This is a genomic window from Agrobacterium bohemicum, from assembly GCF_002896715.1.
In the GTDB taxonomy this organism is placed as follows: Bacteria; Pseudomonadota; Alphaproteobacteria; order Rhizobiales; family Rhizobiaceae; genus Agrobacterium; species Agrobacterium bohemicum.
Map to the genome: position 1 here is coordinate 66,425 of NZ_PGEL01000028.1, position 26,437 is coordinate 92,861.

The following is a 26,437-nucleotide window of genomic DNA, read 5'->3' on the forward strand; positions in this document are numbered from 1 at the left end:
GAAAGGCGCGTTACAGGAAGACGCTAATTTTGCGCCCGCTTTGAGCGCAATGGCACGAACCTATTCGAAAGAATGGCTTCTGACTGCCCGGGGAGATATGGATCTTCTGCAAACGGCAGCAGAATACGCCACGCGTGCGATCGAGGCGCGCCGCGACTTCGCCGATGGCTACCGTGAGCTAGGCGTCACAAAGCTTCTTATGGGGGAAATGGAAGAAAGCGCGCAGACTTTGGAAGTCGCGGAAACGCTTAGTCCCCACTATGCCGACATCATCGCTGACCATGCCGACACCCTAAATCATTTGTCGCGGCCTGATCTGGCGCTGCAAAAGCTTGAACGAGCGATGGAGCTTAATCCACTCGGTCCAGACTCCTATTTGTGGACCGCAGCAGGGGCGAGCTATAGCCTCGGGAAATTCAACGATGCACTCGGCTATATTGATAGAATGGTCGACGGCGATCTGGCGGACAGGCTCTCGGCAGCAAGCTGGGCGATGCTCGGAGACAAAAAGAAGTCGCGCTTCTTCGTGCGGCGGGCTCTTGAAGCAAATCCTCAATTCGATATCGATAAATGGCTAGCCATAGTTCCTTTTAAGGAACAATGGCAAAAAGATATTTACCGAGAAGGTCTAAAGAAGGCTGGATTCTAGTTCGTTCACAGGAAGGAAGTTATTGAATGGCAAAAGTTGTTATCATCGGTGTTGCCGGTGACGAAGGTCTTTGGGTTGTGGATATTGACGCGGGAACTGTCACTCCGCTACCGGACCCCACGGACGGAAATCTGNAAAACGTTGTTGATCTGCGGACCGTCGGAGCCTCGGTCATCAAGGGGATTGATGTGGCCATATCGGTAGAGTCCGCCGGTGATATCGCTGCCGGTCACATGGAATAATAATCGAGCTCTTGGTGAAGCGCTGAGGAATCGGCTCTTCACCCTTCGCTTCGTCTTGCAAGAGATCGCGTACTTCTGATCTTTCGTAGGCTGATCAGAGAAAAGCCAGCAAGACACCAGCGCCACCCTAGAGGACGCTCACTTTTTCGTGAATCGTGATGCTTTTCCGCTCTAGAACGCGCACACTCGCGCGCGCANTTTTTTACGCACACTCAAAATTCTTACGGAATTAATGCTTACCCGTCTATCTGATTTGTAATCANGGGGGCACGAGTTAGGACCTTGTCGGAGGCACCCGTTTTCTTTTCCCGACCATAACGTAATTACATTGACCATGCGGTAAATGGCTTGAAAAAGCTTCCGCCTGTCGACATTCGGTATCTCACCTCAAATCCAGCGTCATCACCACCGGGCAATGATCAGAGGCTTTGGGTCTGTCCCATCCTGTCCGCGGATAACGCTCGACGTCCTGCCCTGGTGGAAAAATTGTGCGGTAGGGTTGACCGGCGCGGATGATTTCGGGCGTACGGTTTGCGTTGATCTTTGCCAGATGCGGCGAGAGCCAGATGTAGTCTAGCTGGCAGAGATGCTGTTCCTGCGGCCCGCGTGAGTGGTAGAGCGTCCAGCGGTCCATGACGTCGCGGCGCAGCATCGAATTGACGGCGAAACCGTCCTTGCTGAGAATGTCGAGCGCACTGCGTTCCTCTTTCATCGGCGTGAAGCTGTAGCCGGTGCGACGGTTGCCGGAGATAGCGACGCGCTCCTGATAATCGTTCATATCGCCGCATATAGCGAAATTCACGGACCGGGCGTTGTCTCGTCCGAAACGTTTTTCGATGATGCTGCGCACGGCGCGGACCTCCGCCTCGCGCACGGGCATGGTGGAAAGCCGGGCGTCACCTGCCTCTCGGGCATTGCTCATGGATTTCATATGCGTGACGTACAGGGTGAACGGCTTGCCGCCGATGCGAAGGTCCAGCTCCAGACAGTCGCGTTTGAATATCTTGTCGTCGATGCGGTTGGTCAGCGCCAGTTCCGGCGTGAACAGATCAAGCTCGCGATAGGTGAGCGTCGCATGGCTTTTGATATCGACAAGCTCGANTTTTTCGCCATCCAGCGTTTCCTCGCGCAGGATGACTGCAACATCGATGCCACGGCTGTCATTGCCTTCCACCAGATATTTCTGGCGATAACCATTGCCCACCATGCGGTAGAGATAGCCATATTCAAAAGCCTGAAGGGCGGCCATGTTATCGACCTCCTGCAGGCATAAAATATCGGCGTCAGCATCGGCAATGGCCAATGCGGAAAGCTGGCGGGTATCATCGGTCGATGCCAGCATGCGCGCACTTTCCAGCGCCTGATAGGTCGCCTCATCGCGCACATCGAAAAGCTGCATGGCTCGGTCGCGCCGCGTGTGGTTGCGAAAGCCGGTGTAATCGAAACGCGTCATCAGGTTTTCGATGTTGAACGTGGCAAGCCGCAGCGACATGGTTCATTCCCAATTGATTGCGGGCCAGCCTATCCGTTTCTCGCATCACGGCAAGCTTAGAGCCGCCATGCAGAGCGGATGACGACCGGAAACAAGGATCCTATCGCGGCAGGTTCGCGGGAATAGGCGCGCAACACCTGGCCATCCGGCAAAGTCAGCCGTAGCGCATAGCGTTCGCCCTCATAGAGAATGGTGGCGACGCGGCACGGAATGCCATCGGCATCGTGGATCACGTCCTGCGGACGCACCAGAATATCACCGATCGCTGACGTTGAATCAGTCTCCGTGAAAACCTGTTGCAGCTGGCTCCATTCCATTGATCTGGGTGCATTGTCCGGCAAGGACACAGAGAGAATAGCGCCCTGCCCCACCAGCCCCCCGACGAGCTTTCCTTCCGGTCGGGCGTAGAGTTCGGCGGGTGGCGCTATCTGCAACAGCTTGCCCTCGGACATGACCGCAACATCGGTTGCGAGCGCCATCGCTTCGGACTGGTCGTGGGTGACATACACCATGGTGGCACCCGACATTGCGTGGAATTCGCGGAATGTTTCCTCCATTTCCTGGCGCAAATGCCGGTCGAGATTGGCCAGCGGCTCGTCCAGCAGCACGACATCGGGTTCGGTGACAAGGCAACGGGCGAGTGCCACGCGCTGCCTTTGCCCGCCGGATAGTTCGGATGGGCGACGCTCCGCGTAGGACTCCAGCCGCACGGTGGCGAGCGCGTCTGCTACCTTGCGGCGATATCGCTCGCCGGAAATGCCGCGGACCTTCAGCGGGTAACCTGCGTTTTCGGCCACCGTCATATGCGGCCATAGCGCATAGGACTGAAACACCATTGCCATGTTACGACGCTCCGGTGGCACCATGCTGCCGGCATCCGCCAGCACGCGTTCGCCCAAAAGAATGGCGCCATCGGTCGGCTGTTCGAAACCGGCGATCATCCGCAGCACCGTCGTCTTACCGCAGCCGGATGGACCCAGCAGCGCCAGAAAGCCGCCTTCGCGAATGGTGACCGATACGTCGTCCACCGCGGGTTTTCCATCACCGAAACTCTTGGACAGGCGGTTGAGGATCAATTTCGCCATGGCACGACTCCCTTCGGCAATTTTCGCCCCAGCACTTCCAGAAGCAGCATGAGAACAACCACCATCGCCACCACGAGAACCGACAGCGCCGAAGCGAGATCGAAACTGCCGCTGTCATCGAGATTGTAGATAACCACGCCCAGCGTCTGTGTTCCCGCCGACCACAGAAGTGCCGACACCGTCAACTCGTTGCAGGCGATGAGAAACACCAGAATAACAGACGCCCCCGCAGCGGGCCCGACCAGTGGCAGAATGATATCGAACATTCGCCGCCAGAACCCGGCACCGGCCAACCGTGCAGCTTCCTCCAGCGCCGGGTCGAACTGCGTGAAAGCCGACACCATCGGTTTCAGGCTGACGGCGAAGAAGGAGGAGAAATAGGCGAGCAGAATAATCCATAACGTGCCGTAAAGCGTGACGCCCAGCAGCGGGATGGGTGCCGCAAACAGCAGCACAAAAGACACGGAGATGACCACCCCCGGAAGCGCATAGGGAATATCCACCAGCGCAGAAAGCAGGAACATGAAACGGCTCTTACCGCGCACCAGAAAATAGGCCGTCAACACTGTCACCGCAAGAAGACACAGAGATGTGGCTGTGGCAAGGAAGAGCGAATTGGCAAAGGCCGTGCGGGTGACCGCTTGCCGGAACAGGATTTCCTCATAGGCATGCAGGGTCGCTGTCTTGAGTGTCAGCGGCACCCCGTACGCAGGCGCAAGTGAACTCGAGATCAGCGCCATGAGCGGAGCCACCAGCATGNAAAAAATGCAGAGCCAAAGAGCTGTTTCTGCGAGGGTGCGCCAACGACCGAGCCGGAAAGTGGCCGCCTTTCCGGAAAGGCCGATGATGCGGTAATCGCGCCCCTTCATTGCCCGTTCCTGAATGGCAAGACCGATGACGGAGATGATGGCGATCATGCCCGAGAGCATGGCGATATCGCCGAAGGTACTGGTGCCGAAACTCGCGAAACGGCTGTAGATCAAAGTCGGCAAGGTGAATATGGATGCGGGAATACCGAGTATGGCCGGAATGCCGAAATTGCCGACGCCTGACACGAAAGAGATGGCAGCCCCAGCAATCAAGCCCGGCATGGCCAGCGGCAGAATGATGTCTTTCAGCACCTGCCAGGATGACGCGCCGGAAAGCTTGGCCGCCTCGATGCCATCCTGCGGCAAGGCCAGCAGCCCGGCGCGAAGCGACAGGTAGACCAGCGGCGCATGCTGCACGCCGAGCAGCAGCGCAATACCAGCGACCGAATAAAGCGGCTGTGGCGAACCCAGAGGCGGTGCCAAGCCGATTGCTTTCAGAAGCGTGCTGGATGGCCCCGTCATGCCGATCCATGACAACGCCGTAACCTGCGGCGGGATCATCATCGGCAGCATGAAGAGAAAACTCAACACCGACTTGGCTCTGATATCGCACAGCGTCAGCGCCAGCGCGAAACCGGTACCGATGACGAGCGAAATGACCATTCCGNAAAAGGATGTCGAAAGCGTGTTGAGCACCGCGTCCCACAATGCCGGATCGCTCAGCAGCGGCCACATGTCACCCTTCAGTGACGAGAGGATACCCGTATAGGCCAGCCGCCCCAACGGCAGGGCGCTCAGCATGNAAACCACCGAAACCACAAAGGGAAACAGCCAGCGCGGCTGACTGTTTCCACTGTTCAAAAGTACGGGCATGAATACGGATCAGCCCTTGGATTCGAAGATATCCGAGAACGTCTTGAGGTCCTTTTCCGAGTTCTTCAGCGCTTCGGGCGCATTGATCGGCAGGATTTTGATCTTGTCACGCGCGGGGAATCCTTCCGGCAGGGCAACGTCGTTACGAGCCGGGATATAACCAAGCTTGACGAAGCCTTCCTGACCCTTGGCAGACAGAACGTAATCCACGAACTTCTTGGCGGCATCGGCATGTTTCGTGTGTGCAAGAATGCCGACTGGCTCCGTTACGGCCGAAACGCCCTCTTCGGGGAACACGAACTCAACGGGTGCGCCCTTGGCTTTTTCGCGAATCGGCATGTAGTCAACGACGACGCCGTAGGCCTTCTCGCCTGAAGCAACCGACTTCAATACTGCACCGTTGCCGCCTGCGGCAATCGCACCATTGGCCTTCAGCGCCTTGTAATAATCCCAGCCGAGAGTGCCGACACCGGCCAGAGTCTGCGCATGGATGAGCGCAGCACCAGAGGTTAGCGGGCTAGGCATGGTAACGAGACCCTTTGCTTCCGGCTTTGCCAAATCCTTCCAGCTCGTCGGCTTCATCGCGGCCTGCGTGTTGTACATAATGCCGGTGGTGATGAGTTTGGTGGAATAATAATAGCCATCAGCATCATAAAGCGCCGCATCGTAATGGGCAGCTTCTGGCGATTTATAGGCCAGCAGTTGCTTGGCCTGCTTCATGCGCTCCAGCGTCACCGTATCGGCAATCAACAGAACGTCGGCGGAAGCATTGCCCGCCTCGATCTCCGCCATCAGCTTGGCCATGATCTTCGGCGTTCCGTCGCGCACCCACTCGATATCAATGCCGGGATTGGCGGCCTTGAAACCATCGACGGTTGCCTGCGCGTCCTCGTTTGGCTGGCTGGTGTAAAGCACCAGATCGGCAGCTTGGGCACCGCCCACCAGAATGCCGAGCGAAACGATGGCGGTGAAAGCCGAGAGAAGCGTTTTCATGAATGCGGTTCCTGTTGATAGGTGGCACCGCTAAAACACAAATCCATAACATGTATGTGACAGGCAGGATTTAGAAGCATGTCACAGCGTTACTGTACCCTCTATCAAGACCGTCACCGCGCCGCCGATCCAGATATCATCGCCAATCTTTTCGACACTGACGCGCCCTGCCCGGCCAAGAACCGTGCCCTGGCTTGCGACATAGGTGTGCGGTGCAAGCCCGTGGCCGATCAGCCATTGCGCAATGCCTGCATTCAGACTGCCGGTAACCGGATCTTCGTAACCATCGGTGAATGCCCGAACCTCGAAATCGGCCTCGATGTCGTTACCGCACGGCGCAACCAAGCCGACATGGAAACCTTCATAAAGCGAGCCGTAGTCTGGCTTGATGTCCAGCACGTCCTTGCGTGTCCGCAGCAGAAGCGATAGCCAGCCGGGACCGTTATCCGTCCAGTTCGCATTGACGATGGCGTCTGGTGAAAGCGCAAGTGCTGCGCCAACCTTGGCCAGCGTTTCGGCATCGACCGGGCCGGATTTGCGCAAGGGTGGTGCGGCAAATGCCAGCTTGCCATCCGACACCCTGACCCGAACCAGACCCGCTTCACATTCCTGCACCACCTCGGTCCTACCGGTGTTTTCCTGACGGGATAGCCAGACGTGACATGTGCCAAGGGTTGGATGGCCAGCAAACGGCAATTCTTTGTTCGGCGTAAATATCCGCACCCGGTAATCGGCATCCGGCGATACGGGTTTCAAAATGAACGTCGTCTCGCTTAAGTTGGTCCAATTGGCAAAAGCCGCCATCTGTTCATCCGACAGGCCATCGGCATCACAGACGACGGCAAGCGGATTTCCCTTGAGCGGTTCTGCCGAGAAGACATCGACTTGCTGAAATGCGTGCTGGCTGGTCATGAGAGAACCCTTTCTTGGGAACATGAAACATAAATTTTCGTCACCCTTAGGCTTGGCCCGAGGGTCTAATCACGTTTGATGTTGTGGTGCGTTAGACCCTAGGGACAAGCCCGAGGAAGACCTAATTATTGATCAAGAACGCTGGCATTTAAACCAGCGGCATCGTCGCATTCGACGTTGTTTCCGCACCAGCGATCAGGCGACCCAGGCGCTTGATGCCCTCATCGATCATCTGCTCATTGGCACAGGAGAAGCTGATGCGCAGCGTGTTGGCACCCGAGCCATCGGCAAAGAACGCCTTGCCGGGGACAAAGGCAACACGCTCGGTTGCCAGAGACTTGGCCAGCAGTTCTGCGCCATCCATGCCTTCCGGCAAGGTTACCCAGATGAACATACCGCCCTCGGGCCGGGCCCAACGGGCTGATTTGGGCATGTATTTTTCGAGCGCCACCAGCATCGCGTCACGGCGCGCGCTGTAGGCAGCCTTGATCTTGGCGACCTGTTTGTCGAAACCACGCGATGCGACGTGCTCGACGGCCATCTGGTTGATGGTCGAGGAATGCAGATCGGCCGCCTGCTTCATCAACACCAGCTTGCGGATGACAGGCATGGCGGCAACCACGAAACCAACGCGCAGGCCGGGCGCCAGCGTCTTGGAGAAGCTGCCGGAATAGATGGTGCGTGTCTGCTCGATACCGCCGCTGCGGGCAATATCCATCGCCAGGATCGGCGTAACCGGCTCACCATCGAACCGCAGATTCTGGTAGGCGCCATCTTCGATGACGGCGATGTCCATCTCGTCGGCCAGTTCTAGAACCCGGTTGCGGCCAGCAAGATCAACCGTCTCGCCGGTCGGGTTGGAGAAGTCTGCAGAGAGATAGGCGAACTTGACGGCACCACCGGTCTTGGCGGCATTGTCGCGGTAGGTCTGTGGCGTGCGGTTGCCGTTGGGGTTCAACTGATCATAGGTCGGCTCATAGGCATTGAAGGCCGAGAGAGCGCCGAGATAGGTCGGCCACGTTACCAGCGCCGTATCGTTTGGTGACAGGAACAGCTTGCCGAGATAATCCAGCGCCTGCTGTGAACCGGAGGTGATGAAGACGTTATCGACCGAGCAGTCGATGCCGATCNTTTCCATGTCCTTAACGATCCATTCGCGCAGCGGCTTGTAGCCTTCGCTGACGGAATATTGCAGAGCAGAATTGACCTGCGGACCTGAGAAAATATCCGCGTAAGCCTGCTTGAATTCCTGGTCGGGAAACAGTGCAGGATCAGGAATACCGCCAGCAAAGGAAATGATATCCGGCTGCTCCAGCAGTTTCAGCAATTCGCGGATTTCGGACGCCTTCATGCGCGATGAGCGCGTGGCAAAAATCTGTTCCCAATCGAGCATGGGTTCGTTTCCTCTTGTGTGTTCTTGTGCGCATAAATGTAGCGAAGACACGATAGGTCAGCAATGCTGACTTATCGTATTTTGGTACGCTTTTTTTAAAATTTACGCGCCTCCTCCATAGGTGCCTTCGCAATACATCCTCTGCGCAGAGTCTACAATCGGCATCACGATGGATTGACGGCGGCACAATTTCCGGCTCGATTGCAGACCGCTGATTTTATGCATGATGGAGGAGAAACAATGCTCAAGAATATCGATCCGGCTTTGAATGCCGATGTGCTTCACGCGCTGCGCGCCATGGGCCATGGCGACACGCTCGTCGTCACCGATACCAACTTTCCATCCGATAGCGTCGCGCAGTCGACCAATGTCGGACAGGTCCTTCGCATGGNAAACATCTCTGCCGCCCGCGCCATGAAAGCCATCCTCTCGGTTTTCCCCCTCGACACCCCCCTTCAGCCCTCCGTCGGCCGCATGGAAGTCATGGGCGCACCCGACCAGATCGAGCCGGTGCAGGCAGAAGTGCAAAAGGAAGTCGATGCTGCCGAAGGCAAGTCAGCACCGATGTACGGCATCGAACGCTTTGCGTTCTATGAGCAGGCAAAGGACGCTTACTGCGTGATCACGACCGGTGAAACGCGGTTTTATGGCTGCTTTATTTTGACGAAGGGTGTGATTGCGCCGAATCAATAGGTTCGGTAGCCTGCAACAAGGTTGATCTCGCGCCTCCCCCCTCCCTTCGGGTAAGCATCAGACATGCAGAGAGATAAAAATATCGAGCCATCTGTTCGGGCGACGCATGAGGAGGGTTTGCGTTTTAGCTTGTAATGGAGCTCTTTGATGAAACTTTCTGCGCCTATATTCCAGTTGAAACGCCGCGCTAAACTCATCTCTCGCGACAGTCGCATTCCACTCAATGAAGTTTTGGATCAGATTGCCCAAGAAGAAGGATTTCAGCGGTGGAGTATGCTATCCGCCTGCATGGCAGCTTACCCACAACCCNAAAGCCTACTAGCTAAGTTGCATAACGGCGACATGCTGCTGTTTGCGGGACGTCCAGGGCATGGGAAAACCAAATTAGGATTGCAACTTTTAATTGATTCAATCAATGACGATCGAAGGGCGGTCCTGTTCACGCTGGAATTTACGGAACAGCAGGCGATAAAACACGTCCAGTCTTTGGAAAAGAAAGCGCCCGGTATCAGCGACAGCCTTGAAATTATCACTTCTGATGAAATCAGTGCCGATTACATCATCAGTCATCTATCGGGATCAAAACCCGGAACGGTAGCTGTCATCGACTATTTGCAGGTCCTCGATCAACAAAGACATAAGCCTCCGCTTTCGGAGCAGGTTCGCGCTCTTGATGANTTTGCGAAGCAAGTCGGAGTCATATTCGGTTTCATCTCGCAGATTGACCGCTCGTTCGACGCAGATAACAAGGCGTTACCCGACATCCATGACCTTCGCCTTCCAAATCACGTCGAGCTGAGCCTTTTTACGAAAGCATGCTTTGTACATAACGGTAAAACCCAATTTCNAATGGTGGCATGATCTTTCGGATATGGCGCGATATAAGCGCAGTTTAGTCGCTTCGCGGCTTTGAAAGGTTATCTCAAACAAAAAGGCCGGAGCTTTCGCTCCGGCCTTTCGCAATTCAATCCCAGCAATGAAGCTTAGTTGACTGACTTATCAACCAGCTTGTTCTTGCCGATCCAAGGCATCATGCCGCGCAGCTTTGCGCCGACTTCTTCGATCTGATGAACGTCGTTCATGCGGCGGATACCCTTGAAGCGGGCGGCACCGGAGCGGTATTCCTGCATCCAGTCGGACGTGAACTTGCCGGTCTGGATGTCGTGCAGGACGCGCTTCATTTCAGCCTTCGTCTCGGACGTGATGATGCGCGGACCTGTGACGTATTCGCCCCATTCTGCAGTGTTGGAGATGGAGTAGTTCATGTTGGCGATACCGCCTTCATAGATCAGGTCCACGATCAGCTTAACTTCGTGCAGGCACTCGAAATAGGCCATTTCAGGCGCATAACCGCCTTCGACCAGCGTTTCGAAACCGGCACGGATCAGTTCAACGAGACCGCCGCACAGAACGACCTGTTCGCCGAAGAGGTCGGTTTCGCACTCTTCGCGGAAGTTGGTTTCGATGATTCCAGAGCGACCACCACCAACGCCACAGGCGTAGGAAAGAGCAACCTCAAGAGCATTGCCGGAAGCGTTCTGGTGAACGGCAACGAGGCAAGGCACGCCGCCGCCCTTCTGGTATTCGCCGCGAACCGTGTGGCCTGGACCCTTTGGTGCGATCATGATGACGTCGAGCGAAGCCTTCGGCTCAATGAGGCCGAAGTGAACGTTGAGACCGTGTGCGAAAGCAATCGCTGCGCCGTCACGAATGTTGTCGGCGATTTCTGCCTTGTAGATGTCGGCCTGAAGTTCGTCAGGCGTTGCCATCATCAAAAGATCACCCCACTTGGCAGCTTCGGCAACGGTCATGACCTTGAAGCCATCGGCTTCTGCCTTCTTGATGGTGCCGGAACCGGCCTTCAAGGCAATAACAACGTTAGTCGAGCCGCTGTCCTTCAGGTTCAGCGCATGGGCGCGACCCTGCGAGCCGTAACCGACGATGACGACATTCTTAGCCTTGATGAGATTGAGATCGGCATCACGATCGTAATAAACGCGCATTTGGATAGTCCTTCCTGTGCTAAATCAAGTTGTTGCGACCGAAAATTCAGGCGACCTTTGCGCCAATTTCCGAATGTACTTTCTCCGTGCCGTAGAGCGCCAGAAAGGCCGAAACGGCCTTGCGCGCCCGCGCCGAGAAATCCTTTGCCTGCTGCGCTTCACCAAGCAGCATGCGCACATGCAGGTCGGAAACGATCAGGCCATAAAAGCTGCGATAGGCGTCTTCGAGATCATCGAAGCGCAGATAACCGGAACGACGACCGGCCTCAATCAGGCCGCGTGCGCGCTTGTCGATCTGGCGGCGACCGCGCTCCAGAAGCAGGTTCCCCAGCTTCGAGCCATCCCGGCTGGCCTGGCCGATCGCAAGCCGGTTCAATGCCAGCGAGACATCGCCAGCGAGAACGTCGAGCAGATCATGGGCGAAAACTTCAAGGTGGTCGGTGAGCTGTGCCGCAGAAACACGGTCGCCTGCCTTTTCGAAGGTGCGAACCTTGCTCTGCTGAAAGGTGATCATCGCGGCCAGCAGACCGTCACGGTCGCCGAACCACTTATAGAGGCTTTCCTTGGAACAGTTGGCGGCACGAGCGAGTCCAGATGTGGTCAGCGCTTTTTCCCCGCCCTCGACCAGAAGACGCAAAGCCTGTTCCAGAACAGCGTTCTGACGCGGCGAAAATTCCTGCGCTGTGATCGGATCGGTCCCCACCTTGCCCACTCCACCTGAAACGTTATGTACCGTACGGTACGGTTCGAAGGTTGTTTAAGGGGAGCTTTGATTGGGGTCAAGCAATTTTTGAAGGAAAATTACGAATTGACGCGCCGCAACATCAGCAAAGGGTTGCTTCCGGCGCGTGGGAGAAGCTCACACTTCGAAGCGCTGGCGCGCATCCTTTACCGCGTCGTGGTTTTCCAGCGCCCAGTTGATCACTTCTGACAACGGGCGGTAAAGCGAGCGACCGAGCGGTGTCATGCTGTATTCAACGCTTGGCGGTTTGGTGGNAAAAACCTCGCGGTGAATATAGCCGTCGCGCTGAAGATCACGCAGCGTTTGAGTGAGCATACGCTGGGAAATATCCGGCACCATGCGGCGCAGTTCGCCGAATCGGTAGGGCCGTTCAGCTAACGCTTGCAGCAGCAAAGTGGACCACTTGCCGCCGATGTGGTTGAGCAGGTCACGCACCGGGCAGTTTGCAAAATCCAGATTGGCGAAATCGGGCGTCGGGGCCAAAGCTGCTGGCTTCAATCTGGATACAGTCGCTGTCATGGTGGTTCCCNTTTGGTAACGTAGAGCGGTAAAAATGCCTTCTTTACAGATCGCGGTCAATTCCTATTCTATCCCTACTCTCNTTTTGAGACTATTGAAAAAGGAACTATACGATGAACAAGCTTCTCGTAACCGGCGCCTCCGGCAACCTTGGGCAGGCTATCATCCACCACTTGCTGGAAACCTATAAAGTGCCCGCATCGAACATTGTGGCCGCCAGCCGCGATGCGTCGAAACTCTCAAGCCTTGGCTCCAAGGGTGTTGAATTGCGCAATGCCGATTTCGATGATGCTGCATCGCTGGACGCGGCCTTCACCGGCATCGACACGGTACTGATCATCTCCACGGATGCCCTGGCCGTCCCAGGCCAGCGCCTGACCCAGCACAAGGCAGCTGTCGCCGTAGCGGCAAAAGCCGGTGTAAAGCACATCGCCTATACGTCCATGCCGAACCCGGACAAGTCGCTCGTCACCTTCGCACCTGACCATCTGGGCACTGAAGAAGCGGTCAAGGCCAGCGGCCTGCCCTACACCATTATCCGCAATGCCTGGTATAACGATAACTACCTGCATGGCATGCCGCACAATCTGCAGGGCGGTCAGTGGTTTACGGCTATGGGCGAAGGCAAGGTTTCCAACGTGTCGCGTGATGACTGCGCCCGCGCAGCAGCCGCAGTGCTGGCCAAAGGTCAGCCGGAAAACAAGACCTACACCATCACCGGACCACAGTCGCTGAACGCCGACGAGATCGCCGCAATCATCTCCCAAGCCACCGGAAAACCTTTGGCTGTCGTGAAGGTATCTCCTGCCGATTTACAGAAGGGCATAGAGGGCGCTGGTCTTCCCGGCTTCGTGGCAGAAATGCTGGCATCCGCCGACGCAAACATCGCCGCCGGAAATTTCGATCTCGTGACAGCTGATTACGAAACGCTGACGGGCGAGAAGTCACAGACGACCGAGGCGTTCTTCAAGGTGCACAAGGCGGCACTTCTTTCGGCTTGAGGTAGCTACAAGGGCTTGGGAATACCATTCCCCTTTGAAGACACACGCCACTGCGCCACACAACGTCATCTTTGGGCTTGACCCGAGGATCCAACGAACCATGACGTTGACCGTGGATAGACCCTCGGGTCAAGCCCGAGGGTGACAGGGGTTGGGTGCAACGTCATGCCTCCCAGGGAGACAGCGTTATGCTCACGCCTCATCCTTCAACGTCTCTTTCTGCGTTATCAACCGCGCGCTGTGCTGGCCGCTGAGATAGATCCACAGCCAGCTCCACGCCACGGCAAGACGCGAGCGGGTTCCGATCAGGAAGTAGATGTGGGCCAGACCCCATATCCACCATGCCAGAACACCCGTCAGCTTGATCTTGCCGAAATCGGCAACTGCTGCACTCTTGCCTATGGTCGCGAGATTGCCCTGATGGCGGTAGTGGAATGCGGGCTGTTCAGTCTTTCCAGCAAGACGTGACTTGATGACCTCAGCCACATAGGCGCCCTGCTGTTTCGCAGCCGGTGCGACACCCGGCACCGGCTTGCCATTGTCCTGCATGACGGATGCAGTGTCTCCGATGACGAAGATGTCGGGATCGCTCGGAATGTTCAGTTGCGGACCAACGTCCGCACGCCCTGCCCTGTCCGATGGCGTATCCAGCCATTTCGCGGCAGGCGATGCCTGAACACCGGCTGCCCAGATGATGGTACGGGCGGGTGTGAAGTCGTCGCCGATCTTGACGCCCTCTTCCGTGCAGTCGGAAACGGGAGTTCCCAGCAGCACCTCGACGCCCAGCTTTTCAAGTGCCNTTTTGCTGTAGGCCGACAGTTCCTCGGTAAAGGCAGGCAGAACCCTTGGCCCTGCCTCCACAAGCATGACCCGCGTCTTGCGCGTATCGACATTGCGAAACTCTGGAGGTAACACTTTGTGTGCCAGATCTGCGATCATTCCGGCCATCTCGACGCCGGTCGCGCCAGCACCGATGACCACGAAGGTCAAATTCGCCTGTTTTTCCTCTTCCGTCGAGGCAAGCTCGGCGCGTTCAAAAGCCAGCAACAGACGGCGGCGAATGGTCGTTGCGTCCTCAAGAGTTTTCAGGCCCGGCGCATGTTTTTCCCAGGCGTCATTGCCGAAATAGGCATGGCGTGCGCCGGTGGCCAGCACCAGCGTATCGAAGGGTACCGTCTCGCCGGATGTCAGAATGACCTTGCGGTTTTGCCGGTCTATGCCGCCGACCTCCGAAAGCAGCGTCGTGACTTCCCGCCGATCCCGGTAAAGCCGCCGGATCGGCCAGGCGATTTCGGATGTCGCCAGTGCTGTCGTCGCTACTTGGTAAAGCAGCGGCTGGAACAGGTGGTGGTTGCGACGATCGATCAAGGTGATGCGGACATTCGCACCCTTCAACCCATGAACGACTTGCAGTCCGCCGAAGCCTCCCCCAACAACGACAACGTGATGCTCCTGCATAAAATCTGCCCTTCTAAAACAAAAATATCCGCGCAGTATGGTGCGCGGATACAATATAAATCCAAAAATTGACGATAGTTATGAAATCGCCTGACCACAGGCGTTGCAAAAACGCCGTACCGTTTCTGCCATTCCATATTCCAGCGCATCTGCGGTCAGCCCATGACCGATGGAAACCTCCGCCAGCTCGGGAATACGCTTGACCAGCGCTGGCAAGTTGGCAACGGTCAGATCGTGACCTGCATTGACCTGCAACCCGAAAGCCTTTGCATGATCAGCGGTTGTCCCAAGCTTTTCGATCCAGATTTTCGCCTGTTCGGGATTGTCGTAACAGCCGCCATAGGGCCCGGTGTAAAGCTCGATGCGCGCCGCGCGCGTTTCCGCTGCTAGCCGAACCGCCTCTTCATCCCCATCACCATCGGCAAACAATGACACCCGCATGCCTCCAGACGTCAACCGCGCCACCGTCTCTTTAAGGAAAGCGGCGTGCTTTCGAAAATCCCAGCCATGGTCGGATGTGGCCTGCGCAGGATCATCCGGTACCAGCGTCACCTGCTCCGGCTGTGTTTCCTCGCACAACAACAGAAAGTCTTCGGTCGGATAGCCCTCGATGTTGAACTCAGCTTGCGGGAACTCGTCATCGATGAGCGCGCGCAGCACGGGCAAGTCGGAAAAACGAATGTGGCGCTGATCCGGACGGGGATGAACCGTCAATCCACTGGCGCCAGCGCCGAGCGCAAGGCGACCGAAATGCGCGACATCCGGCCATGGAAGATCGCGACGATTGCGCAGCATCGCGACAGCATTGAGATTAACGGAGAGCTTGGCTGGCATGGTGATAATCGCTTGNTTTCAACATCAGAAGGCCTTGTTTCCCCTACTATGGCGCATGCCGCAAGCGTCCCCACCAAAATAATCATAAAATTTTGGAACCAAATTCCGGCGGTTGCATTTTACGCGCGTTGGGTATTGGGGATTAATTATGTCGAGTGATTATTTTTATTTAGAAACAAATCTGAAATTGCANCCCAATCTCGATGGGGGAATCGACGAACTCGTTCAAGAGGAACTCCCAGTGCGACGCTCCATTCCCGGCAGAGCGCGCAATGACGTCCGCTGGAGGGCAAAGCCGATGCGCGATGCAGAAGAATCGAAGACATCACTTTATCAGGATGTTGCGACCACAAAACGCAAGGGTTTTCTGCCGGACATCCCACAACCATCCTATATGCCACCAGAACCTGTTGGCATTGCCGACATGGCCAGCATGTTCGGCGTAACACACCGCACACTTCATTTTTACGAAGAAAAAGAGATCATTTCGTCCCGCCGCGCCGGCTTGATGCGAATCTATTCGCATCATGATGTGCGCCGCATGGCAGTCGTCAATTTCTGCCGCGAGATCGGCATCCCGGTCGCGACCATCCAGGACATCATGCAGAAACTGGCCGATGCACCTAGCCAGGCTGAGGCGGATGCAANTTTCCAGAATGTGCTGAACGCTCGCAAAAGCGAACTGGCTGGGGAGATATCGTCCGTACGCCGTCAAATTCAGCAGATCAGCGATGTTCTTGTGACCGACGATAGCGGCTCCGAAGCCGACACACTCACCGGCGGCGACGTCCAGCTGGACACGCTGGAGCGCAAATGCCTCGAGCTGATGGCAGAAGGCTATGCCCCTGTCCGGCTGGCGAGAACACTCGGCATTTCCGGCGATGAGCTTCAGAAGCTGGAGGCGCGGGTGATGCAAAAAGTCAGCGCAAACAATCGTTTTCAGGCCGTTGCCAAAGCATTTATGCTGGGCGTGATCAGCTCCGACCGGCAACCAGCCGAGCAAGAGTGAAACGGTTTCCAAAGGACACATAAGAGCGCTCGACGCAGATTGTAAAATCGCGTCGGGCGTTTTTCGTTCAGCGTACGATCGTCAGTGTTTCAGCCGCGCGGGTAATCGCGGTGTAGAGCCAGCGCTCTCGCGAATCACGAAATGCAAAGCTCTCGTCAAACAGCACGACGNTGTTCCATTGCGAACCCTGGGCCTTATGCACCGTCAGCGCATAGCCATAATCGAACTCGTCGTAACGCTTGCGTGTCGTCCACGGTATTTCGGTTTCCGTTTCCTCGAACGCGGCCTTCAACAGTTTGATCTTTGCTGCGCCGCGATCCATATCGTCGTCTTCAGGACGGATCATCAGATTGATGCCTGGTTTGACGGTTTCACGCGACGAACTCATCACTTGCCATAAAGAGCCGTTCAGCAGCCCTTTGGCGGGATCGTTGCGAAGACACACCAGCTTGTCACCGGACTGCGGATAATCGGCAACGAAACCCTTCAATTCGCGAAGACGCTGATTGTAACGGCGGCGCGTGCGATTGGTACCGACCAGCACCTGGTCTGCATCGAGAACCAGCCCCTGCGTCACTTCATTCTTGGAGATAACCTGAGCGGAACCGTAGTCGCCGCGCATGATTTCCTTACCCTCACGCACATCCATGGCAAGCTGGATGATAGGGTTGTCTTTTGCCTGACGGTGAATTTCCGACAGCNAAAAATCGGGTTCCTGATCCGTAAAGAAGCCACCGCCAGAAACGGGCGGAAGTTGCCCGGGATCACCCAGTACGAGGATCGGTGTGCTGAAGCTCATCAAATCACGACCGAGCTGCTCATCCACCATCGAACATTCGTCGATGATGATGAGCGCTGCCTTGGCAAGCGGGCTCTGACGGTTGATGGNAAACATCGGTGCAATGGATGTTTTGCCGGTTTCCTCGTTCTCAACGGCCTCTTCGCCACGCGGACGGTAAATCAACGAATGGATGGTGCGGGCATTCGTCGCCCCGCGTGAGCGCAAAACCTGCGCAGCCTTGCCTGTGAAGGCCGCAAACAGAACCTCACCGTCGACATTTTCAGCGAAATGCTTGGCCAGCGTCGTTTTGCCCGTGCCTGCATAACCAAACAGGCGGAAAACCGGCGTGCGGCCTTCTTTCAGCCAGCGCGAAACAGCCTTCAGGGCTTCATCCTGTTGTGGTGAAAATTGCATGCGTTCTCTTCGCAGGATTCGAGCGTGAAGTGCAACTGAAAAAGAACGAAAGAAGAATAAAGGTGCGGTTGCTAAAGTTAGAAAGCACCCGAGAAGTGCTGGATAACATCAACTCACAGGTCTTTTAGTCATGGATAATTATCANTTATCAATATTCGAATATTAACTAACAATAAATTGATCTCCAATATTCTCCCATTTTGTACGGGTAAGATATTAGGGATATTCGACCGTACCATGACACGACCAGAACGACACGACGGCTTTCCCAAAGAAAACCCCGAAAACAAAAATAAAGTTGTTCGGAGCAACGCCATGCTCACCCACAATGCAATAACTTACACTAAGGGGCCGGGAAAATATGTTCTCTTTCAAGAACCTTTCCACCAAATCGAAAGTCGTATCTGGTACATCAGCGCCAGTACTGCTTGCAATTGCGATAGGTGCAATTGCCCTTACTAGCATTTCTTCCATGATTTCAAGCAATGGCTGGGTCGACCATACCAACAAGGTGCTGCGGGCAACGGATTCCATCACCGCATCTGCGGTGGACATGGAAACCGGCATGCGCGGCTTTATCATTACTGGCAAACAGGATTTCCTTGCTCCCTATCGTCAAGGCGAAGAAGCTATCTATCAAAAGATCAAAGACGTAAAAGCGATGGTCAGCGACAATCCTACGCAGGTTGGTCGTCTGGATAAAATCGAAAAGGCTATGAGCGACTGGCAGAAAAACTTCTCCGAGCCGCAAATCAAGGCGCGTGGCGCCATAGCCGACACCGTTTCGATTGCCGAATTGAACCAGCAGCTGGATGCCTCGCAGGGCAAGACTTACTTTGATGGCCTGCGTGGTCTCATCAAAGACCTTCAGGCCGACGAAAATGCACTGCTGGTCAAACGTGCCGCAGCAAACGAAGCTGCCATCTCGTCTTCCATCACGATGATATGGGGCAGCCTTGCCGGTGCAATCGTTATCGCGCTCGTTGCGGGCTTGATGATCGGTTCGGGAATTTCACGGCCATTGCTGGCCATGACGTACGCCATGAAGCGTCTGGCTAGCGGCGAAACAAATCTGGACGTTCCTGGCGTTGGTCGCAAGGACGAAATCGGGCAGATGGCCGAAACCGTTCAGGTCTTCAAGGACAACGCCATCGCCAAAATCCAGATGGAACGCGAAGCAGACGCCAATCGCTCGATGAGCGAAAAAGACCGCCAGGAACGTGAAGCCCNAAAGGCACAGGACGCGTNCGAGATTCAGTTCGCAGTCGATGAATTGGCGAAAGGTCTTGGCCAGCTTTCAGACGGCAATGTCGCTCATCGCATCAATACACCTTTCGTGGCTCATCTTGACAGGCTCAGAAGCGACTTCAACAACTCCGTTGGCAAGCTCAATGAGGCGCTGGTTTCCGTGGGCAAGAATGCGCGCGGTATCGACGCCGGCGCCAACGAAATCCGTTCTGCCGCCGACGATCTCTCAAAGCGGACCGAACAGCAGGCTGCATCCGTCGAGGAAACGGCGGCAGCACTGGAGCAGATTTCGACAACCGTCCGCGATTCGGCCAAGCGCGCAGAAGAAGTCGGCAGTCTCGTTACCAAGACCCGTCTCAGCGCAGAAAACTCTGGCCTGGTCGTTCGTGATGCCGTTATTGCCATGCAACAGATCGAAAAGTCTTCAAGTGAGATTTCGAACATCATCGGCGTCATTGACGAAATTGCATTCCAGACCAACCTTCTGGCACTGAATGCGGGTGTTGAAGCGGCACGCGCTGGTGAGGCAGGCAAGGGCTTCGCGGTTGTTGCGCAGGAAGTGCGTGAACTGGCACAGCGTTCCGCAAAGGCCGCCAAGGAAATCAAGACACTGATCGTCACTTCCGGCGAACAGGTGAGATCGGGCGTTCAGCTTGTTGGCAACACGGGCAAGGCACTGGAAGAGATCGTTTCCGAAGTGCAGCACATCAATCAGCACGTAAACGCCATCGTGGAATCTGCGCGCGAACAGTCGGTCGGCATTCAGGAAATCAACTCCGCCGTCAACACCATGGACCAGGGCACCCAGCAGAATGCCGCCATGGTCGAACAGTCGACAGCGGCAAGCCATAGCCTCGCAAAGGAAGCTGCGGCCCTGAACCATCTGATTACGCAGTTCAACCTCGGCGACGGCTCTTCCTCGCGACCAGTCCAACTCGCATCGGCCTCATCGGCCCCCGCCCCCTCGCCAACACGCCAGTTGATGCGAAAGGTGGCAGGAGCTTTCGGCGGCGGTTCGGCAGCGGCAGCAACCAACGCATCCTGGGAAGAATTTTGATCTTTTCCAGAACTCCAACCAAGCCCAGGGTAAACCCTGGGCNTTTTTCATGCCCTGTTCGTGCCAACGGCCTGATTGAACATACCCATAAGTTTTGATGGATCGACCCGCCCGCTCACTGGTTTAAGATGCACCTCATCNAAACGGAGCGACCATATGTTCGACGATATTCCAACCGTCACCCTCCCCTCCGGTCTCAGCATTCCGTCACTTGGGATTGGGACGTGGAATATGGGTGAGCAGCCCAACGAAGAAACCGCCGAGATCGCCAGCATCCGCAAGGCAATCGAGCTTGGAATGACGGTGGTCGATACGGCGGAAATGTATGCGGATGGCAGGTCGGAAAACGTCGTCGGCAAAGCCATCGCTGATATACGCGAGCAAGTGTTTCTCGTCAGTAAAGTCTACCCATTCAATGCCAGCGCGCAAGGCACCATCGACGCCTGCGAGCGTAGCCTGAAGCGTATCGGAACAGACCGCCTCGACCTCTACCTGCTGCACTGGCNGGGCTCGCACCCACTGGAGGAAACCGTCAGTGCCTTCGAAAAGTTGAAAGCGGACGGCAAAATCACCAACTGGGGCGTCTCCAATTTCGATACCGACGATATGGAAGAACTGTTCTCCTTTACAGACGGCAAGAACTGCGCGGTCAATCAGGTGCTTTACAATCTGTCCAGACGCGGCCCTGAATATGATCTTCTGCCCTGGTGCCAAAGCCACGGCGTTCCCCTGATGGCCTACTCTCCAATTGAGCAAGGGCGGCTCGTCAAAAACCATGAACTCATCCGTATCGCAAAAGCCTATCAAGCGACGCCCGCGCAGGTCGCCCTGGCCTTTCTGCTGGATCGTGACGGTGTGATAGCGATACCGAAAAGCGCAAGCCCGGAACGCGTCACCGAAAATCGAGGTGCAACCGATCTGGATATTAGCGATGAGGACTGGGCGGCACTGGATGCAGCATTTCCGCCGCCGGCACAGAAGGTGCCGTTGGAGATGCTGTAAGGATTTTATGGGCTTGGCGTGTTTTATGGATTCAAGATAACAACCACCTGAATCAGCTTGGAGCAGACTTACCGAGTTTGGTAAAACGGCTTCAAGACGCAATAGACCGGAAACGAGATCACCATCNAAACCACGCTGGCCTCATGGGAGGATGCCGCGTCCGCCCATTTATCCACAAGCGAATGGCTACCCAAAAGACCAATCCCAATAAGCGCGGCACCGCCGCAAACCAGTGTACCTATGATGGCAAGAGCCCACCATTGCAGGAAAATCGAACCGTTATATGCGAGATAGAGCGTGAACGCAGATCCAGCCAGCATCAAAAGGCCGATGGTCACGAGGTAGCTACGGCAATACAGCGCCCACGTCTGTTGTGATTTTCGTCTCAAAGCATTTCTCTGGATATACCAAGACGCCCGCAGCAAGAACTGCGGGCATTTCTATTCGGACAAACTTGTNAAATCACATTCCCTGCGGACCACGGTTCATGGCCGCAATACCAGTCCGGCAAATCTCGATAAGGCCCAATGGCTTGATGATCGAGATGAACTGGTCGATCTTCGAAGACTTGCCGGTGATTTCGAAAATGAAATGCTCCACTGTCGCATCGACCACTTTTGCCTGAAACGCATCGGCAAGCCGCAACGCTTCGGCGCGGTCTTCGCCAGAACCGGCGACCTTGATCAGCGCGACTTCACGCTCGATCGGGCGCTCCTGTCCCATGTCACGGGCGCGGACTGTCAGATCGACAACCGTGTGAACCGGAACGATACGCTCCAGCTGCGCCTTGATCTGCTCCAGCACGCCCGGCGTGCCGCGCGTGACGATGGTAATGCGCGACAGATGCGCTTCGTGTTCTGTTTCCGAAACGGTCAGGCTTTCGATGTTGTAACCGCGACCGGAAAACAGGCCGATGACGCGGGCGAGAACGCCCGGCTCATTGGCGACAAGAACAGAGAGCGTATGANTTTCAACGGTTTCCGTTTCCTTCTGAATGAAGTAGGCCGAACCGGTAGGCTGTAGGTGTGCGTTCATATCCGTGTTCCCTCTCCCGATCAGACTAGCTGACGGCCCTTTGCATCGATGGCGTTGGCAACGGCTTCGTCGGTTGCTTCATCCGGCAACAGCATCTCGTTATGGGCCTTACCCGATGGGATCATCGGGAAGCAGTTGGCGAGATTGGCCACGCGGCAGTCGAAGATAACAGGCTTGTCCACTGCAATCATCTCGGCAATCTTGTCGTCCAGTTCGCGAGGGTCATCGCAATACATGCCAACGCCTCCATAGGCTTCCGCCAGCTTGACNAAATCGGGCATGGCTTCCGTGTAGGAGTTGGACAGGCGGTTGCCATGCAGCAACTGCTGCCACTGGCGCACCATGCCCATATACTGATTGTTCAGGATGNAAATCTTGACAGGCAGGCTGTACTGGATGGCGCAGGACATTTCCTGAATGCACATCTGAATAGACGCATCACCGGCGATATCGATAACCAGAGCTTCCGGGTGCGCAACCTGAACGCCGATGGCGGCAGGCAGGCCATAACCCATGGTGCCGAGACCGCCGGATGTCATCCAGTGGTTCGGTTCTTCGAAGCCGAAGAACTGTGCAGCCCACATCTGGTGCTGACCGACTTCCGTGGTGATGTATGTATCGCGGCCCTTCGATGCTTCATACAGACGCTGGATGGCGTATTGAGGCATGATGACATCTTTGGAATTCTTGTAGGCGAAAGACTTACGCGCACGCCAGCGGGTGATCTCCGCATTCCACTCTTCCGTCTGCGCCTTCGGGGGCTTAGCTGGCAAGGCCCGCCACAAACGAACCATATCTTCCAGAACACGCCCAACATCCCCAACGATTGGAATGTCGACGCGTACGTTCTTGTTGATCGAGGATGGATCGATATCGATGTGGANTTTCTTGGAGTTCGGCGCGAAGGCATTCAAACGCCCGGTGATACGGTCGTCGAAACGTGCGCCGACACAGACCATGACGTCACAATCATGCATCGCCATGTTGGCTTCGTAGGAACCATGCATTCCCAGCATTCCCAGCCATCTTTCACCCGACGCTGGGTAGCAACCGAGACCCATCAGGGTAGACGTGATCGGGAAGCCAGTCAGTTCAACCAGTTCACGCAGCAGCCGCGTGGCTTCCGGGCCGGAATTGATCACACCACCGCCGGTGTAAAGGATCGGGCGTCGAGCCTTCGACATCAGCTCGATGGCGGCATGAATGGCGTTCAGATCGCCCTGAACCTTCGGCTTGTAGCTCTTCTGCTGAATATCGGCTGAAGGTGGCGTGTAGGTACCTGTTGCGAACTGAATGTCCTTGGGAACATCAACAACAACAGGCCCCGGACGGCCGGTCTGGGCAATGCGGAAGGCTTCGTGGATGATGCCAGCGAGTTCATTGACGTCCTTGACCAGCCAGTTGTGCTTGGTGCAGGGACGCGTGATGCCAACCGTATCGCACTCCTGAAACGCATCGGAACCGATCAACGATGTGGGAACCTGGCCGGAAATGCACACCAGCGGGATCGAGTCCATCAAGGCGTCCTGCAAAGGCGTAACGGCATTGGTGGCACCGGGGCCGGATGTGACCAGCATAACGCCGACCTTGCCGGTGGAACGGGCGTAACCTTCAGCGGCGTGGCCTGCACCCTGTTCATGACGAACGAGAATGTGCTGGATATCGTCCTGCTGGNAAATCTCGTCATAGATCGGAAGAACCGCACCACCGGGATAGCCGNAAATATGCTCGACGCCGTTATCCTTCAGGGCTCGCAGAACGATTTCCGCGCCCGTCATGGTGTTGCTGTTGTCCGTAGTGTCCTTATCCGTCATTGCCTGTTCCATCCCGATTTGGCTTTGGATATCGTCNGGCCATATGACCCGTGTGAAGACATAAAAAAAGGCCCCTTGAGGAGCCTCGTTCAGCGCATGGGTGCTTTCGCCGGATGGTTACACCATCCTGCCCATGCGCCGTCCCACCACGATAAGTACATTAAGATTTTTCATGGGCCGGAGTGTTAGACACAAAACCGATATCCGTCAACGCATTCTACGCNAAAAAATCCGCATTCATTCCATTTATTGCTTATCGAGCGCTTTGGACGAAATTAAAATACGCTCCAATGACACCAGTTGTTAAACGCAATCGTCTAGGATTTCTCGGAAATAACCGGGNAAAAGCCGGCATGACCTATGACAGGGGCGAGACGTGTTCAACGACGACCTTCGCAGATCTGCAAAAGCAGGCGAACAAGAACGCCGTGACGAGTTGACGGCAGCAAACCGCCTGCTTGGCCACGTCATTTCCTGCACCGGTTCCCGCGCCACGATTTCCGCCACGACCGAGCCCGGGAAGACAGACCTTGCGGAACTGTGGTCGGTTGGTCGCCTGATCTCCATCGACCTTGGCGAAACCCGTGTCGCAGCCTTGAGCTACGCCATGAAAACCGGCCAGATCGAGTGGTCTGACACGCGCAGCAACACGCTATTGATCGATGTCGAACTGCTGGGCGAGATATACCGCACACCTGACGGTGGCGAGCGTTTTTCGACCGGCATTTCCCGCTACCCCTATCTCGGCGCAGTCGCTCACCGTATTCGCTCGGCAGACCTGATGCGCATTTACGATAATGCAGGCGAAGGCACCTCCGTCGTCGGCCACCTGACGCAGGATGACAGTATCGACGCGACGATCAGCATTCCGCAAATGCTATCCAAACATTTCGCCGTGCTGGGCTCCACGGGCGTCGGCAAGTCCACAGCCGTTGCACTGCTGTTGAACAAAGCTATTGAAAAAGACCCCAAGCTGCGGGTGCTGATTCTGGACCCACACAATGAGTATGCAGCCGCATTTCCGATGACATCGGTTGTCATCGACACCGAAACGCTGGACCTGCCCTTCTGGCTGATGAAGCTCGAAGAATTCACCGAAGTGCTTTATCGCGGTCGCAAAGCGGTAGTCGAAGAACTTGATGTACTGCGCGACCTGATACCGGAAGCAAAACGCGCTTTTCGCGGAGCGGACAATTCCGTGATGCGCAGAGCATCGGAAAAATCCTCGCTGACATCGGATACGCCCATCCCGTATCGTATTGCTGACCTTCTGGCCTTGATCGATGACCGCATCGGTCGTCTCGAGGGACGTGATGAAAAGCCAGCGTTGCGCAACCTGAAGATACGCATCATGGCCGCCATCAATGATCCGCGCTATCACTTCATGTTCTCCAACAGCACGATCAGCGATACGATCATGGAAACGGTGGCGCATATCTTCCGCGTTCCCGGTGATGGCAAACCGATTTCCGTCTTCCAGCTTGCAGGAATTCCGTCGGAAGTGGTGAATTCGGTGGCCTCCGTTCTCTGCCGCATGGCATTCGAGCTGGCGCTGTGGAGCCAAGGTGCAATCCATACGCTGGTTGTCTGCGAAGAAGCGCACCGTTACGTCCCCGCTGATCCCGAACTCGGCTTTTTCCCCACGCGCCAAGCCATCGCCCGCATCGCCAAGGAAGGCCGAAAATACGGCGTATCGCTCGGCATCATCACCCAGCGTCCGGGAGAACTGGACCAGACCATCCTGTCGCAATGTTCCACCGTGTTCGCCATGCGGCTATCCAACGAAAACGATCAGGAAATCATCCGGTCGGCCATACCGAACTCGTCCGTCTCCACCACCAGCTTTCTCTCGTCCATTGGCAATGGTGAGGCTATTGCCTTCGGTGAAGCGATCAGCGTTCCCATGCGTATCCGCTTCAACCGGGTGCCGTCGCATATTCTTCCCAAGGCAAACGGCATCGCTCCGTCTGTGGTGGAAGACACACCAGACACCGTGGATCTTCGCTCCATCGTCAAGCGCATGCGCGCTGTCACTGGCCCCGATATCTCGGGCTTCCGCCAGAGCTACGAGGCAAAAATCGCCCAGGACGCCGATGAGGAAGAGTTCGCCAGTTGGAAGCAGGAGTTTAGCAGCAGCAACGGCAGCGAACCCTACCGCCCGGAAATGCTGCCTCGAAGCTCCGTATTTTCCGCAAAGGCGCAGATGCCAAGTCTGGCAGTTGGCACTGCACCAGTACGAGAGGCTGTTCAGGGTGTCCCCGCGCGGTCAACGACTGGCGAGGAGCCGAGGTCTTCGCTCAAAGAGAGTTTACTGAAAAAGCCACTGGGGAGTTTGTACCGGAAGGATTGAGGCAGCCGCCGCCCCTGTATCTCTGTGTT

At 55.9% G+C, this 26,437-nt stretch carries 21 protein-coding genes; 7 read left to right on the forward strand and 14 right to left on the reverse strand.

The window, feature by feature from the left end; translation table 11 throughout:
* Positions 1-1,273: 1,273 nt before the first annotated feature.
* The 6 genes from CUC55_RS19050 to CUC55_RS19075 all read right to left on the reverse strand — a co-directional run bounded on the left by CUC55_RS19050 (position 1,274) and on the right by CUC55_RS19075 (position 8,448).
* Positions 1,274-2,383 (reverse strand): endonuclease/exonuclease/phosphatase family protein, encoded by a 1,110-nt coding sequence (locus CUC55_RS19050; RefSeq protein WP_103088831.1) that lies wholly within the window; start codon positions 2,381-2,383, stop codon positions 1,274-1,276.
* Between the two features lie 56 nt (positions 2,384-2,439).
* Positions 2,440-3,468: an ABC transporter ATP-binding protein gene (locus tag CUC55_RS19055; RefSeq protein WP_067645421.1), complete on the reverse strand. Its 1,029-nt coding sequence runs from the start codon at positions 3,466-3,468 to the stop codon at positions 2,440-2,442.
* Complete coding sequence (locus CUC55_RS19060; RefSeq protein WP_103088832.1) at positions 3,456-5,150, reverse strand: ABC transporter permease; 1,695 nt, start codon at positions 5,148-5,150, stop codon at positions 3,456-3,458. The genes CUC55_RS19055 and CUC55_RS19060 overlap by 13 nt, the downstream gene beginning before the upstream one ends.
* 9 nt (positions 5,151-5,159) lie before the next feature.
* Positions 5,160-6,143 (reverse strand): ABC transporter substrate-binding protein, encoded by a 984-nt coding sequence (locus CUC55_RS19065; protein WP_067645416.1) that lies wholly within the window; start codon positions 6,141-6,143, stop codon positions 5,160-5,162.
* An 81-nt stretch (positions 6,144-6,224) separates the two neighbouring features.
* Positions 6,225-7,055 (reverse strand): PhzF family phenazine biosynthesis protein, encoded by an 831-nt coding sequence (locus CUC55_RS19070; RefSeq protein WP_067645414.1) that lies wholly within the window; start codon positions 7,053-7,055, stop codon positions 6,225-6,227.
* A gap of 148 nt (positions 7,056-7,203) precedes the next feature.
* Positions 7,204-8,448 (reverse strand): aminotransferase-like domain-containing protein, encoded by a 1,245-nt coding sequence (locus tag CUC55_RS19075; RefSeq protein ID WP_103088833.1) that lies wholly within the window; start codon positions 8,446-8,448, stop codon positions 7,204-7,206.
* A 240-nt stretch (positions 8,449-8,688) separates the two neighbouring features.
* Here CUC55_RS19075 and CUC55_RS19080 point away from each other — a divergent pair, with 240 nt between their 5' ends.
* Positions 8,689-9,141: an RbsD/FucU family protein gene (locus tag CUC55_RS19080; RefSeq protein WP_103088834.1), complete on the forward strand. Its 453-nt coding sequence runs from the start codon at positions 8,689-8,691 to the stop codon at positions 9,139-9,141.
* Positions 9,142-9,288: 147 nt separating this feature from the next.
* Positions 9,289-10,002, forward strand: a complete 714-nt coding sequence (locus CUC55_RS19085; RefSeq protein WP_103088835.1) for a DNA helicase — start codon at positions 9,289-9,291, stop codon at positions 10,000-10,002.
* Positions 10,003-10,124: 122 nt separating this feature from the next.
* Here CUC55_RS19085 and ilvC read toward each other — a convergent pair whose 3' ends face one another.
* From ilvC to CUC55_RS19100, 3 genes are all read right to left on the reverse strand, one after another.
* Positions 10,125-11,144, reverse strand: coding sequence for a ketol-acid reductoisomerase (gene ilvC / locus CUC55_RS19090; protein WP_067645407.1), 1,020 nt, complete (start codon positions 11,142-11,144; stop codon positions 10,125-10,127).
* 46 nt (positions 11,145-11,190) lie between these two features.
* Entirely contained in the window at positions 11,191-11,847 is a 657-nt protein-coding gene (locus tag CUC55_RS19095; RefSeq protein WP_067645640.1) for a TetR/AcrR family transcriptional regulator, read from the reverse strand.
* Between the two features lie 156 nt (positions 11,848-12,003).
* On the reverse strand, positions 12,004-12,405 hold the full coding sequence (locus tag CUC55_RS19100) for a winged helix-turn-helix transcriptional regulator (RefSeq protein ID WP_103088836.1): 402 nt from the start codon (positions 12,403-12,405) through the stop codon (positions 12,004-12,006).
* Between the two features lie 113 nt (positions 12,406-12,518).
* On the opposite strand from CUC55_RS19100, the gene CUC55_RS19105 reads away from it, so the two are divergent.
* Positions 12,519-13,406 (forward strand): SDR family oxidoreductase, encoded by an 888-nt coding sequence (locus CUC55_RS19105; RefSeq protein ID WP_067645403.1) that lies wholly within the window; start codon positions 12,519-12,521, stop codon positions 13,404-13,406.
* 192 nt (positions 13,407-13,598) lie between these two features.
* On the opposite strand, the gene CUC55_RS19110 is transcribed toward CUC55_RS19105, so the two are convergent.
* On the reverse strand, positions 13,599-14,864 hold the full coding sequence (locus CUC55_RS19110) for an NAD(P)/FAD-dependent oxidoreductase (RefSeq protein WP_103088837.1): 1,266 nt from the start codon (positions 14,862-14,864) through the stop codon (positions 13,599-13,601).
* A gap of 78 nt (positions 14,865-14,942) precedes the next feature.
* Positions 14,943-15,698 (reverse strand): pyridoxine 5'-phosphate synthase, encoded by a 756-nt coding sequence (locus CUC55_RS19115; protein WP_067645399.1) that lies wholly within the window; start codon positions 15,696-15,698, stop codon positions 14,943-14,945.
* Between the two features lie 424 nt (positions 15,699-16,122).
* On the opposite strand from CUC55_RS19115, the gene CUC55_RS19120 reads away from it, so the two are divergent.
* Entirely contained in the window at positions 16,123-16,707 is a 585-nt protein-coding gene (locus tag CUC55_RS19120) for a MerR family transcriptional regulator (protein ID WP_425352890.1), read from the forward strand.
* A gap of 67 nt (positions 16,708-16,774) precedes the next feature.
* Here CUC55_RS19120 and CUC55_RS19125 read toward each other — a convergent pair whose 3' ends face one another.
* Positions 16,775-17,902 carry an ATP-dependent DNA helicase gene (locus CUC55_RS19125; RefSeq protein ID WP_103088839.1) on the reverse strand — a complete coding sequence of 376 codons (1,128 nt, stop codon included), beginning with the start codon at positions 17,900-17,902 and terminating at the stop codon, positions 16,775-16,777.
* Positions 17,903-18,374: 472 nt separating this feature from the next.
* Here CUC55_RS19125 and CUC55_RS19130 point away from each other — a divergent pair, with 472 nt between their 5' ends.
* Together CUC55_RS19130 and CUC55_RS19135 are read left to right on the forward strand one after the other, a co-directional pair.
* On the forward strand, positions 18,375-20,207 hold the full coding sequence (locus CUC55_RS19130) for a methyl-accepting chemotaxis protein (RefSeq protein WP_425352879.1): 1,833 nt from the start codon (positions 18,375-18,377) through the stop codon (positions 20,205-20,207).
* A 156-nt stretch (positions 20,208-20,363) separates the two neighbouring features.
* Complete coding sequence (locus CUC55_RS19135; protein WP_103088841.1) at positions 20,364-21,209, forward strand: aldo/keto reductase; 846 nt, start codon at positions 20,364-20,366, stop codon at positions 21,207-21,209.
* 462 nt (positions 21,210-21,671) lie between these two features.
* On the opposite strand, the gene ilvN is transcribed toward CUC55_RS19135, so the two are convergent.
* Positions 21,672-22,244, reverse strand: a complete 573-nt coding sequence (gene ilvN / locus CUC55_RS19145) for an acetolactate synthase small subunit (protein WP_103088843.1) — start codon at positions 22,242-22,244, stop codon at positions 21,672-21,674.
* 20 nt (positions 22,245-22,264) lie between these two features.
* Positions 22,265-24,058 carry an acetolactate synthase 3 large subunit gene (locus tag CUC55_RS19150; RefSeq protein WP_103088844.1) on the reverse strand — a complete coding sequence of 598 codons (1,794 nt, stop codon included), beginning with the start codon at positions 24,056-24,058 and terminating at the stop codon, positions 22,265-22,267.
* Between the two features lie 376 nt (positions 24,059-24,434).
* Between CUC55_RS19150 and CUC55_RS19155 the strand changes: the two genes are divergently transcribed.
* Positions 24,435-26,408, forward strand: a complete 1,974-nt coding sequence (locus CUC55_RS19155; protein WP_067645384.1) for a helicase HerA domain-containing protein — start codon at positions 24,435-24,437, stop codon at positions 26,406-26,408.
* The last annotated feature ends 29 nt before the right edge of the window (positions 26,409-26,437 follow it).

Coding starts and splice junctions, on each gene's coding strand:
- CUC55_RS19055 (WP_067645421.1), bottom strand. CDS start 3,468: ATGGCGAAATTGATCCTCAACCGCCTGTCCAAGAGTTTCGGTGATGGA.
- CUC55_RS19065 (WP_067645416.1), bottom strand. CDS start 6,143: ATGAAAACGCTTCTCTCGGCTTTCACCGCCATCGTTTCGCTCGGCATT.
- CUC55_RS19070 (WP_067645414.1), bottom strand. CDS start 7,055: ATGACCAGCCAGCACGCATTTCAGCAAGTCGATGTCTTCTCGGCAGAA.
- ilvC (WP_067645407.1), bottom strand. CDS start 11,144: ATGCGCGTTTATTACGATCGTGATGCCGATCTCAATCTCATCAAGGCT.
- CUC55_RS19105 (WP_067645403.1), top strand. CDS start 12,519: ATGAACAAGCTTCTCGTAACCGGCGCCTCCGGCAACCTTGGGCAGGCT.
- CUC55_RS19115 (WP_067645399.1), bottom strand. CDS start 15,698: ATGCCAGCCAAGCTCTCCGTTAATCTCAATGCTGTCGCGATGCTGCGC.